Source organism: Pelomonas aquatica, assembly GCF_026712205.1.
Taxonomy (GTDB): domain Bacteria; phylum Pseudomonadota; class Gammaproteobacteria; order Burkholderiales; family Burkholderiaceae_C; genus Pelomonas; species Pelomonas aquatica.
In genome coordinates this window covers 241,969-253,486 of sequence record NZ_JAPPUW010000007.1, presented here as the reverse complement: position 1 = coordinate 253,486, position 11,518 = coordinate 241,969, and the positions used below count along the sequence as shown (strand labels likewise).

Annotated in this window: 12 protein-coding genes; 6 read left to right on the top strand and 6 right to left on the bottom strand. The window is 68.8% G+C overall.

Features of this window, described 5'->3' with window-relative positions; translation table 11 throughout:
• Positions 1-76 precede the first annotated feature (76 nt).
• The 6 genes from NYP07_RS09910 to NYP07_RS09885 form a co-directional block, all read right to left on the bottom strand.
• On the bottom strand, positions 77-406 hold the full coding sequence (locus NYP07_RS09910; RefSeq protein ID WP_268149871.1) for a PilW family protein: 330 nt from the start codon (positions 404-406) through the stop codon (positions 77-79).
• Positions 400-885, bottom strand: coding sequence for a GspH/FimT family pseudopilin (locus NYP07_RS09905; protein WP_268149869.1), 486 nt, complete (start codon positions 883-885; stop codon positions 400-402). The genes NYP07_RS09910 and NYP07_RS09905 overlap by 7 nt, the downstream gene beginning before the upstream one ends.
• Positions 885-1,304, bottom strand: a complete 420-nt coding sequence (locus NYP07_RS09900) for a type IV pilin protein (protein WP_268149866.1) — start codon at positions 1,302-1,304, stop codon at positions 885-887. The genes NYP07_RS09905 and NYP07_RS09900 overlap by 1 nt, the downstream gene beginning before the upstream one ends.
• Positions 1,305-1,722: 418 nt before the next feature.
• Positions 1,723-2,697: an L-histidine N(alpha)-methyltransferase gene (egtD, locus tag NYP07_RS09895; RefSeq protein ID WP_268149864.1), complete on the bottom strand. Its 975-nt coding sequence runs from the start codon at positions 2,695-2,697 to the stop codon at positions 1,723-1,725.
• Complete coding sequence (gene egtB, locus NYP07_RS09890; RefSeq protein WP_268149862.1) at positions 2,694-3,836, bottom strand: ergothioneine biosynthesis protein EgtB; 1,143 nt, start codon at positions 3,834-3,836, stop codon at positions 2,694-2,696. The genes egtD and egtB overlap by 4 nt, the downstream gene beginning before the upstream one ends.
• Positions 3,837-3,903: 67 nt before the next feature.
• Positions 3,904-4,311 carry a VanZ family protein gene (locus tag NYP07_RS09885; protein ID WP_268149860.1) on the bottom strand — a complete coding sequence of 136 codons (408 nt, stop codon included), beginning with the start codon at positions 4,309-4,311 and terminating at the stop codon, positions 3,904-3,906.
• Positions 4,312-4,563: 252 nt separating this feature from the next.
• Here NYP07_RS09885 and NYP07_RS09880 point away from each other — a divergent pair, with 252 nt between their 5' ends.
• From NYP07_RS09880 to NYP07_RS09855, 6 genes are all read left to right on the top strand, one after another.
• The gene (locus tag NYP07_RS09880) at positions 4,564-4,944 is read left to right on the top strand and encodes a hypothetical protein (RefSeq protein ID WP_268149858.1); all 381 of its coding nucleotides are present in this window, start codon (positions 4,564-4,566) and stop codon (positions 4,942-4,944) included.
• A gap of 132 nt (positions 4,945-5,076) precedes the next feature.
• Positions 5,077-7,170 carry a 3-hydroxyacyl-CoA dehydrogenase NAD-binding domain-containing protein gene (locus tag NYP07_RS09875; RefSeq protein ID WP_268149856.1) on the top strand — a complete coding sequence of 698 codons (2,094 nt, stop codon included), beginning with the start codon at positions 5,077-5,079 and terminating at the stop codon, positions 7,168-7,170.
• A gap of 93 nt (positions 7,171-7,263) precedes the next feature.
• Positions 7,264-8,439: an acetyl-CoA C-acyltransferase gene (locus NYP07_RS09870; protein WP_268149854.1), complete on the top strand. Its 1,176-nt coding sequence runs from the start codon at positions 7,264-7,266 to the stop codon at positions 8,437-8,439.
• Positions 8,436-8,855 carry a PaaI family thioesterase gene (locus NYP07_RS09865; RefSeq protein ID WP_268149852.1) on the top strand — a complete coding sequence of 140 codons (420 nt, stop codon included), beginning with the start codon at positions 8,436-8,438 and terminating at the stop codon, positions 8,853-8,855. The genes NYP07_RS09870 and NYP07_RS09865 overlap by 4 nt, the downstream gene beginning before the upstream one ends.
• 56 nt (positions 8,856-8,911) lie before the next feature.
• Positions 8,912-10,708: an acyl-CoA dehydrogenase gene (locus tag NYP07_RS09860; RefSeq protein ID WP_268149850.1), complete on the top strand. Its 1,797-nt coding sequence runs from the start codon at positions 8,912-8,914 to the stop codon at positions 10,706-10,708.
• Positions 10,709-10,719: 11 nt separating this feature from the next.
• The gene (locus NYP07_RS09855) at positions 10,720-11,511 is read left to right on the top strand and encodes an SDR family oxidoreductase (RefSeq protein ID WP_268149848.1); all 792 of its coding nucleotides are present in this window, start codon (positions 10,720-10,722) and stop codon (positions 11,509-11,511) included.
• Positions 11,512-11,518: the final 7 nt, after the last annotated feature.

Sequence of the window (11,518 nt, the reverse complement as noted above, 5' to 3'; positions counted from 1 at the left end):
TTCAACCGCCGCTTCGATCTGCGCAGCCTCGTCGCACGGCTGATCGTCGACACGGCACGCTGTTCGCCGCATCGCATCAGCGAGATTCGGGGCGGGGCTGAGGCACATTACTAATCAGGTAAGGATTTGAGGTGGTGGCCGCCGTTGCGCCGATGGCGACGGTGCCGAGCACCGAATTCCCCCAGTAACCGGCGCGCCTGACGTCGCGGGTGATCAGGTCGGTGATATTGCGCAGATCCTGCTCGACCCGGGTCGTGGCAATCAGTTTCCGATTTCCCTGAATATCCGCGGTGAACAGATACATGACGCCGACGATGATGAAGGCGCCTATGGCCATGCCGACCATCAATTCGATCAGCGAGAGGCCGTCCTGGCAACGGCGGCGGGAGGAGTGGAAAGTCAGCATGGGTTGGTGACGCCGTAGAACTTGCCCTGGCTGGCACATTCGGTGACACGCCCGAGCGAGTCTGTCGAGACCGTCAACGTCGGGGTCAGATTGGTTGTGCTCAGCGTGAAGCCGCCCGTCACGGTCGCGAAACCGCGCAACGGGTCAAAGCTGACCGAGGGTGCCGGGCTGCCCGTCGTGATGCCGATGCGGGTGCCGGCCGCAAATGCAACGGATTTCAATGAATTTCCCCCGGAGTCGGTGACCGAATATCCGGAGCCGTCCGCGGCGCTGGCGAGGCTGACGGCTTTCTTCAGGCGGATCGATTCCGACCTCGCATATTGCAGATCGGTGCGCAATTCGTTGGCCACGCCTTCCAGGCGCATCTTCAGCAGCACCGCCGTCAGATTGGGCGCCGCCACGGCCAGGAAAATGGCCAGCACGGCGACCGTCACCATCAGTTCGACGAGCGTCAGGCCCTTGTCTCGGCGGAGTTTCATCAGCGCTTCCAGCAGGCTGGGGGCGAATAGGCCGGGTTGCCCAAAGTGACCGTCATCGTCATGGGCTTGCAGGTGGTGTCGTTGGCCTGGGTGCCGGCGGGTGTCAGCGTCAGCGTGTAGCCGGTGGCGGTCGGCGTGGTGATCGCCAGGGTGTAGTAGCCGCCAATACTGGTCGAGGCGATGCCCAGGTCGGTCAGGGCGCCGTAGGTGGTGTTGTTCGAGCGCCAGGTTTCCTGGGCCTGTGCAATGGTGCCGGCCGCCTGGACCGCATCGCTGCGGCGCCCGGCCAGCAACTGCGTCTGGTAGATGGGGTAGGCGATGGCTGCCGCGATGCCGATGACGACCAACACGATGGCCAATTCGATCAGCGTGAACCCGGACGAGGAGGCGGGCGGGGCGTGGATTCGGCCTGCGTTCATGGATGACGCGCCGCAAGGGCGCTCAGTGCTGACGGCCCTGGTTCTAACAGGCCGGGCCAGGCCTGCGAAGAGCCCGCCCGATCAACGGTCTGGCTGGGACTACCGTCGGCAGGCAGTCCCGATCGGCCCCGGCAATTTGTCACGGTCGCCGTCGTGCCCGGCCGCGACGGCGTCGGCGAGGCGGCGCCGCCAAAGAGACTGATGGGCCACGGCGTCCGGCACGATCACGCCGGCCGGCTGAGCTGACGGCCCATGCACATCATTGAGCCAGCGACGCCTGCAGATGCCGAGGCCATCCTCGGGTGCGGCGCCGCGCGCATCAGGCCGAGGCGCGGCTCTGCAACGACGGGGCCATTCCTCCACTGGCGCAAAGTCCTGCCCTGCTCGAGGGCCTGTGCCGTGCGTCTGCGGCCTGGATTCATTCGCCCGGCCGTGCTTCGAGCCACAGCACCGCAAACCACCCGTTCGCATCCGTCCACACCTTGCCCGGGCTGAATCCCGCCCGCGCCGCCAGTGCCTGGAAGCCGGCGACCGTGTATTTGTGCGAATGCTCCGTGTGCAGCGTCTCGCCCTCGTGGAAGGCATAGGCCTCGCCCCCGACCCGCAGTTCCAGTGCCCGGGTCGCGCGCAGATGCATCTCGATGCGGCGGTAGGCCGGGTTGTAGAAGGCCAGGTGCTCGAAGCCGTCCGGCGGGAAGTCGGCGCCCAGTTCCCTGCGGGCGCGGTGTAGCAGGTTCAGGTTGAAGGCGGCCGTCACGCCGGCTGCGTCGTTGTAGGCCGCGTGCAGCGTCGCCTCGTCCTTCACGAGGTCGATGCCGATCAGCAGCCCGCCGCCGGCGAGCTCGCTGGCGGCCAGGCGCAGGAAGGCATCGGCCTCGGTGGGCGTGAAGTTGCCGATGCTGGAGCCCGGGAAGAAGCCGACGCGGCGGCTGCCCTCGGGGCAGGGCGGCAGCGTGTGCGGGCGCGTGAAGTCCGCCACCAGCGGCTGGATGGACAGGCCGGGGTAGTCGGCCGCGAGTGCGTCGCAGGCCGCCAGCAGGTGCGGACCGGAAATGTCCACCGGCACGAACTGCACGCCGTCGCGCGGTATCGCGTCCAGCAGCAGGCGCACCTTGCGCAGTGCGCCGGCGCCGTACTCTACGAGCTGCACGCCGGGCCCGAACTGCTCGGCCATGTCGGCGGCATGGGCCTCGATCAGGGCCCGCTCGGTGCGGGTCGGGTAATACTCGGGCAGCTCGCAGATCTGCTCGAACAGGCGCGAGCCCGCCTCGTCGTAGAAGTATTTGGGCGAGATGGCCTTGGGCACGCGGGCCAGCGCGGCATGCAGGTCGGCCGCGAAGGCCTCGTTGTCGGCCGAGCAGAGGGGCTGGCGCCATTCGACTGCGGGTTTCATCGTGCGAGCCTCAATCCACTGAACTGCCAGCGCGCCGCCGGCGGGAAGAAATTGCGGTAGCTCGGCCGCGCATGGCCGGGCGGCGTCGCGAGGCTGCCGCCGCGCAGCACCTGCTGGCCGACCATGAACTTGCCGTTGTATTCCCCCACGGCGCCCGCCGCCGTCCGGAAGCCAGGGTAGGGCGAATATGCCGATCGTGTCCACTGCCAGGCCTGGTCGGCAGCCTGCTCGAAACCTTGCAGCGCGGTGGCGGCCTCCCATTCGAACTCGGTCGGCAGCCGCGCGCCGGCCCATTCGGCAAAGGCGCAGGCCTCGTAGAAGCTCAGCTGCATGACCGGCGCGTCCGGGTCCAGCGCCTGCGCGCCGTGCAGGCCGAAGACGCTGCCGTCCGGCTGCCAGTAGAGCGGCCGCTGCCAGCCCTGGGCCTGCACGGTGGCCCAGCCGTCGGACAGCCACAGCAGCGGTTCGCGGTAGCCGCCGGCGGCGATGAAGTCGGCGTATTCGCCGCAGCTGACGAGGCGGTTGCCGATCTCGAAGGCTTCGAGCAGCACGCGGTGGCTCGGCCCCTCGTTGTCGAAGCCGAAGCCCGCGCCCGCGTGGCCGATGTCGACGATGCCGCCCGCGTGTTGAAGCCAGCGCTGCGCGGGTGCATTGGCCGCGGCAGGCCTGCCGGCCTGATACGCCGGTAGCAAAGGGTTGCAAGAGAAGGCATGCAGGATGTCGGTCAGCAGCAGCTCCTGGTGCTGCTGTTCGTGATGGCAGCCCAGCTCGACCAGCGCGCGGGCCGCAGCGGGCGCGAAGGGCAGCAGGTCGGCCAGGGCCGCGTCGACATGCCGGCGGTAGGCCTTGACCTCGGCGAGCGAAGGCCGGCTCAGCAGGCCGCGCTGCGGGCGCGCATGGCGCGGGCCCAGGCTCTCGTAGTAGGAGTTGAACAGGCGCGGCCAGCGCTCGTCGAAGACGCGGTAGCCTGGCAGATGGGGCTGCAGCACCAGGGTCTCGAAGAACCAGCTCGTGTGCGCGAGATGCCATTTCGCGGGGCTGGCATCGGGCATGGACTGCAGCTGTGCGTCTTCGTCGGACAGCGGTTCGGCCAGGGCCAGCGTACGGGCACGCGTGGCGCGGAGCAGTTCGGTCGACATGGGGGGCAACCGTAGCGCAATCTGCTGCCAACGGTGTGTCAGCTCCCCGGCGATGACCTCAGGGGATTCAAGGGACTTTCTCAGCGTCGGCGCGCCGCGCCGCGCCGACCGCAACGGGCCAGGCCAGCAGCAGACCCAGCGAGATGCCGACGGCATCGGCCAGCAGGTCGAGCCAGTCGCCCTCGCGTGGCGGCAGATAGCTCTGCGCGATCTCGATGGCGCCGCCGTAGGCGAGCACGACGACGAACAGCAGGGGCCACCGCCGCACCCGCGGCCAGACGGCCCATGCGCTGGCGAAGGCCAGCGACGCGAAGGCGAGGGCGTGGTTGGATTTGTCCCAGCCGGTCGTGATCGCCTTGGGCGGCGCCGGGATCAGTGCCAGCCAGGTGATGACGACGACAAGGGCCGCGAGCAGCGCGCGCCACAGGGCGCGGCGTTCGGGGGCGGTGCACAGATGCAGGATGAATCGAGGCATGGCCGGCGCATTGTGGCCGGCCGATGTGTCGGCCTCACTTCATCTGCAGCATCCAGCCCCTGGCCTGGCGCAGCTGGGCGGCGGGCCGGATTCGGGAGGTGGGTAGACGACCGGGATCAGCAGGGTCGGCACCCTAGCGGCGGCCCGCGGGCGACCCGTGGGAAACCCTGAGCCCGACCGGCGAAGTCGACGCACGGCGGCCCCTGGCCTATACATTTGTCAGGGACAACGATGTCAAGGGGAGAAGAAGAGATGGACAACAGCCAAACGATGCCGCTGCTGGGCGGCCTGCTGCTGGGACTGGCGCTCGGGGCAGGCGCCGTGTTCGCCTGGTTGTCGCGCCGCATGAAGCTGGAGCACCAGCGCCTGCTGCACGTCGAGCAGGCCAGGCTGCAGATGTCGCAGCAGGTCACGCAGGCGCGCAAGCAGGTCGAGCAACTGCAGCGTGAATGCCATGAATTGCGCCTGGCGGTGCGGCCGGCACCGCGCGCCGCGCCGGCCGCTGCGCCGCTGGTGCCGGATGCCGCCGAGGCCGCACGCCGCTATGCCGAGGCGCGGCTGCAGCCCGCCCCTCCCAAGGAGAGGCCGGACGGCTTCCGGGAGACGGTGGTGCTGCCCCGCAGTTCGGAGTGATCCGGGGCTGCGCGGCCTTGTCACTGCCGGGACAAGACCGCACCGGGACCGCTGCCTAGAATCGAACGGTCGTTCTATTTCTGGGCCGTCCTGCTGGAGACGCGGCATGGCCCATCAACCGAGGTCGTGCCCATGACAGCCCATTACGAAGTTCGCGGCAGCGTCGCCGTGATCACGCTCGACAACCCGCCGGTCAACGGCCTGGGTTTCGCCACCCGCACGGCCGTTGCAGCCGGCGTCGAGCGCGCCGAGGCCGATCCGGCCATCACGTCGCTGGTCATCACCGGTGCCGGGAAGGCCTTCTCGGGCGGTGCGGACATCAAGGAGTTCGGCAGCCCCAAGGCGCTGGCCGAGCCCAATCTGCTGAGCCTGATCGCCGTCGTCGAGAACTGCGGCAAGCCCGTCGTCGCGGCCATCCACAGCGTCTGCATGGGCGGCGGCCTGGAGCTGTCGCTGGGCTGCCATTACCGCGTCGCGCAGACCGGCACCAAGGTCGCCCTGCCCGAAGTGAAGCTGGGCCTGCTGCCGGGTGCCGGCGGCACGCAGCGCCTGCCGCGCGCCCTCGGCGTGGAGCCCGCGCTGAACATGATCGTCAGCGGCGAGCCGGTGGAGGCACAGATGCTGGCCATGGTCCCGGGCCAGAAGCTGTTCGACAAGATCGTCGATGCCGACGTGCTGGACGCCGCCGTCAAGTTCGCCGAAGAGGTGTCGGAAAAGCGTCCGCTGCCCAAGGTGCGCGAGCTGAAGGCGCGCCACCCGAACGCCGAGGCTTACTTCCAGTTCGCCCGCAACATGGTGGGCGGCATGAGCAAGAACTTCCCGGCGCCGCTGCGCTGCCTGGAAGCCGTGGCCGGCGCGGTCAAGCTGAAGTTCGACGACGGCATGCGCGCCGAGCGCGAGGGCTTCGCGGCGCTGATGATGACGCCCGAGTCCAAGGCGCTGCGCCACCTGTTCTTCGCTGAGCGCGTGGCCAGCAAGATCGCCGACGTGCCCGAGGACACGCCGCTGCGCAACATCGCCAAGGTGGGCGTCATCGGCGCCGGCACGATGGGCGGCGGCATCTCGATGAACTTCCTGAACGCGGGCATCCCGGTCACCATCCTGGAGACCAAGCAGGAGGCCCTGGACCGCGGCGTCGCGACCATCAGGAAGAACTACGAGGCCCAGGTCAAGAAGGGCAAGCTGAAGGAAGACAAATACGCCCAGCGCATGGCGCTGCTGAGCACGACGCTGAGCTACGACGCTTTGCGCGACTGCGACCTCATCATCGAAGCGGTGTTCGAGGAGATCGGCGTCAAGGAAGCCGTGTTCAAGCAGCTGGACGAGGTCGCCAAGCCCGGCGCCATCCTGGCCTCCAACACTTCGACGCTGGACGTCGACAAGATCGCGGCCTTCACGCAGCGCCCGCAGGACGTCGTGGGCATGCACTTCTTCAGCCCGGCCAATGTGATGAAGCTGCTGGAGGTCGTGCGCGGCAAGGCCACGGCCAAGGACGTGCTGGCCACCGTGATGGCGACGGCCAAGAAGATCAAGAAGACGGCGGTCGTGTCCGGCGTCTGCGACGGCTTCATCGGCAACCGCATGATCGAGCAGTACAGCCGCCAGGCCGGCTTCCTGCTCGACGAGGGCTGCAGCCCGCAGCAGGTCGACAAGGCGGTCGAGAAGTTCGGCTTCGCGATGGGCCCCTTCCGCATGGGCGACCTGGCCGGCAACGACATCGGCTGGGCCATCCGCAAGCGCCGCCATGTCGAGAAGCCGGGCATGAAGTATTCGGCCAGCGCCGACCGGCTCTGCGAGCTGGGCCGCTTCGGCCAGAAGACCGGCGCCGGCTGGTACGACTACCAGCCCGGCAAGCGCGACGCGATCCCGTCGCCGGTCGTGGACGAGATGCTGGCCAAGCACCGCGAGGCCATCGGCGCGAAGACCCGCGAGATCAGCGACGAGGAGATCGTGCACCGCCTCGTGTTCGCCCTCGTCAACGAGGCCGCCCACTTGCTGGAGGAGGGCATCGCCCAGCGCGCGTCCGACGTGGACATGGTGTATCTCACCGGCTACGGCTTCCCGATCTGGCGCGGCGGCCCGATGTGCTACGCCGACACGCTGGGCCTCTTCAACGTCGTGCAGACGATGAAGCGCTTTGCGAAGAACACCATGGACGACGGCGCGTTCTGGACGCCGGCGCCCCTGCTGGCCCGACTGGTCGCTGAAGGCAAGTCCTTCACCTGATCGCCCGCGCCCACCGAAATCTAAGTGTCTTGTGTGCCAGACCGATCGAGCGAAGCGAGTAGCTCTGGCACCAACTGACTAGGACTAAAAGACATGAGCAACGCACTGATCGTCTCCACCGCCCGCACCCCGCTCGCCAAGAGCTGGAAGGGCGCGTTCAACATGACCCACGGCGCGACGCTGGGCGGCCACGCGGTCCAGGCCGCCGTCGAGCGCGCCGGCATCGAGGCCGGCGCCATCGAGGACGTGCTGATGGGCTGCGCCACGCCGGAAGGCGCCACGGGCAGCAACATCGCCCGCCAGATCGCGCTGAAGGCCGGCTTGGCCGTAACGGTGAGCGGCGTCACCATCAACCGCTTCTGCTCCAGCGGCCTGCAGACCATCGCGATGGCCGCGCAGCGCATCATCGCGGGCGAGGGCGATGTCTACATCGCCGGCGGCGTCGAGAGCATTTCCTGCGTGCAGCAGGAGGCCAACAAGCACATGCTGGTCGACCCCGCGCTGATGAAGCAGAAGCCCGAGATCTACTGGAACATGCTGCAGACCGCCGAGAACGTGGCCAAGCGCTACAACATCTCGCGCGAGCGCATGGACCACTACGGCGCCGGCAGCCAGCAGAAGGCCTGCGCGGCCCAGGCCGCCGGCAAGTTCGCCGACGAGATGATCTCGGTGACGACGACCATGGGCGTGGCCGACAAGGTCATGGGCCTGATGAGCAAGGAGGTCACCATCAGCGCGGACGAGGGCCTGCGCGAGGGCACGACCTACGAAGGCATCAAGGACCTGCGCTCGGCCGTGCCCGGCGGCCTGGTGACGGCCGGCAATGCCAGCCAGTTCAGTGACGGCGCGGGCGCCTGTGCATTGGTCAGCGAGCAGTACGCGTCCACCCACAACCTGAAGCCGCTGGGCCGCTTCCTCGGCTTTGCCGTGGCCGGCTGCGAGCCCGACGAGATGGGCATCGGCCCCGTCTTCGCGGTGCCCAAGGTGCTGAAGAAGCTGGGCCTGACCGTCGCCGACATCGACCTCTGGGAGCTGAACGAAGCCTTCGCGGTGCAGGTGCTGTACTGCGCCGACACGCTGGGAATCCCGATGGACAGGCTCAACGTCAACGGCGGCGCCATCGCCGTCGGCCACCCCTATGGCGTGTCGGGCCAGCGCCTGACCGGCCATGCGCTGATCGAAGGCAAGCGCCGCGGCGCCAAGCGCGTCTGCGTGACGATGTGCATCGGCGGCGGCATGGGCGCGGCGGGCGTGTTCGAGGTCCTGTGACGCCACAGGAGTTCGTCAGGCAGGGCGCGGAAATCCTCGCCGGCCAGCCCTTCAGCCGCCTGCTCGGCGTGGAGATCGGTGCCGTGGCGCCGGGCCGCGTCGAGCTGAGGCTGGCGCTGAGGCCGGAGCTGCTGCAGCAGCATGGTTTCGCGCATGGCGGCGTGCTCAGCTACCTCGCCGACAACGCGCTGACCTTTGCCGGCGGCACGGCCTTCGCGTCCGATGCGCTGACCAGCGAATACAAGATCAACTATCTGCGCCCCGCCGTCGGCGAACTGCTGGTCGCCCGCGCCGAGGCCGTGAGCGCGGGCCGCACGCAGGCCGTCTGCCGCTGCGACGTGTTCGCGGTCAAGGACGGCGTCGAGAAGCTCTGCGCGGTGGCCCAGGGCACCATCGTCAAGCTGGCGCAGGATTGAGCCGACATCGGCCGGGCGGGGAGCCCGATGGCCGTCTTGAAACCGGAGCCACAGCGATGCGCGAAACCCTGGAATTCCTCCTCTACGACTGGCTGCACGCCGCCGACCTGACGGCGCGTGCGCGCTTTGCCGACCATTCCCGCGAGACCTTCGGCGCGGTGCTGGACACCTGCGAGCGCATCGCCCGCGAGAAGCTCGCGCCTTGCTATCGGCTGCTCGACACCGAGGAGCCCCGCTTCGACGGCGAGCGCGTGCACCTGCCCGCGGCGACGCTGGACGCGGTCAATGCGCTCGTCGACTCCGGCATGCTGGCCGCGACCAAGGACTATGAGCTGGGCGGCATGCAGCTCCCCTGTCTCATCGAGACGGCGGCCAATGCCTTCATCAGCAAGGCCAATGCCCATGTCGGCTCCTATGCCGTGCTGACGACCTGCAATGCCAATCTGCTGATGGCGCACGGCAGCGAGCGCCAGCGCGAGGTCTTCGCCACGACGCTGCTGGCGGGCCGGTGGTTCGGCACCATGTGCCTGTCCGAGCCGCAGGCGGGCTCGTCGCTGTCCGACGTCGTCACCCGCGCCGAGCTGGAGGACCAGCAAGACCCTCTCGGCCCGCGCTACCGCCTGCGCGGCAACAAGATGTGGATCTCGGGCGGCGAGCATGAACTGCGCGAGAACATCGTGCATCTGGTGCTGGCCAAGATCCCCGGCCCGGACGGCAAGCTGATTCCCGGCACCAAGGGCATCTCGCTCTTCATCGTGTCGAAGCAGATGGTGGGCGCCGACGGGCAGCTGACCGGCGAGCGCAACGACGTCGCGCTGGCCGGCCTGAACCACAAGCTCGGCCACCGCGGCACGACCAACTGCCTGCTGAACTTCGGCGAGGGCCGCTTCACGCCGGATGGCAAGGCGGGCGCCGTCGGCTATCTGGTCGGCCAGCCCGGCGAGGGCCTGCGCTGCATGTTCTTCATGATGAACGAGATGCGCATCGGCGTCGGCCTGGGCGCGACGATGCTGGGCTATGCGGGCTACGAGGCCAGCCTGGAGTACGCCAAGCAGCGGCCACAGGGCCGGCCGATGACGGCCGCCGGCAAGGACGCGGCCAGCCCGCAGCGGCCCATCATCGAGCACGCCGACGTGCGCCGCATGCTGCTGGCGCAGAAGAGCTATGTCGAAGGCGGGCTGGCCTTCGAGCTCTACTGCGCGCGCCTCGTCGACGAGCTGAACACCGGCGACGGCAAGGCCGAGGCGCAGGCGCTGCTGGACGTGCTCATCCCCATCGCCAAGAGCTGGCCCAGCGAGTGGTGCCTGGAGGCCAACTCGCTGGCCATCCAGGTGCTCGGCGGCTACGGCTACACGCGCGACTTCCCGGTGGAGCAGCACTGGCGCGACAACCGCCTGAACATGATCCACGAGGGCACGCACGGCATTCAGGCGCTGGACCTGCTGGGCCGCAAGGTCGTGCAGCAGGGCGGCGCATCGCTGGCGGCGCTGGCCGCGCGCGTGCAGGCCACCATCGCCCGCGCGATGCAGACCGAATGGGCGCCGCTGGCGAATCAGTTGGCCGCCGCGCTGGCGCAGGTCGGCGGTGCCACCAGGAAGGCCTGGAGCACCGGCGAGCCCGAGGAGGCGCTGGCGAACGCGACGCCCTATATGCAGGCCTTCGGCCATACCGTGCTGGCCTGGATCTGGCTGGACCTGATGCTCGCGGTGCACGGCGACAGCGACTTCGCCCACGGCAAGCGCGCCGCGGCCCGCTACTTCTTCGCCTACGAGCTGCCCAAGATCGGCGCCTGGCTGGACGTCGTCGCGCGCCGCGAGCCGCTGTGCCGCGACATGAAGCCTGAATATTTCTAAGGAGACTTTCGATGAGCACCAAGGTTCAAGACCTCTTCGACCTGAGCGGCCAGGTGGCCCTCGTCACCGGCGGCTCGCGCGGCCTGGGCCTGCAGATCGCCGAGGCTCTCGGCGATGCCGGCGCCAAGATCATGCTGACCTCGCGCAAGGCGGCCGACCTGGAGGAGGCCACGGCCCATCTGCAGGCGCGCGGCATCGACGCGCGCTGGATCGCGGCCGACGCGGCCAAGGAGGCCGAGGCCCAGCGCGTCGTCGCCGAGACCATGGAGCGCCTGGGGCGCATCGACATCCTCGTCAACAACGCCGGCGCCACCTGGGGCGCGCCCGCCGAGGAGCACCCCATCGAGGCCTGGGACAAGGTCATGGACCTGAACATCCGCAGCCTGTTCGTGTTCGCCCAGGCCGTGGCCAAGGCCAGCATGATCCCGCGCAAGTCGGGCCGCATCATCAACGTGGCCTCCATCGCCGGCCTGTCGGGCAACTCGGGCGCGATGAAGACCATCGCCTACAACACCAGCAAGGGTGCGGCCGTGAACTTCACGCGTGCGCTGGCCGGCGAGTGGGGCGCCTACGGCATCACCGTCAACGCGCTGGCGCCGGGCTTCTTCCCGAGCAAGATGACCAAGGGCCTGATCGCCGCCGTGGGGGCCGACAAGATGGCCGCGCATGCGCCGCTGAACCGCCTGGGAGACGACGATGACCTGAAGGGCGCGGCCCTGCTGTTCGCGTCCAGGGCCGGCAAGCACATCACCGGCCAGATCCTGGCGGTGGATGGCGGCGTCAGCGCCGTGCACGGCGGCTGAGTCGGCG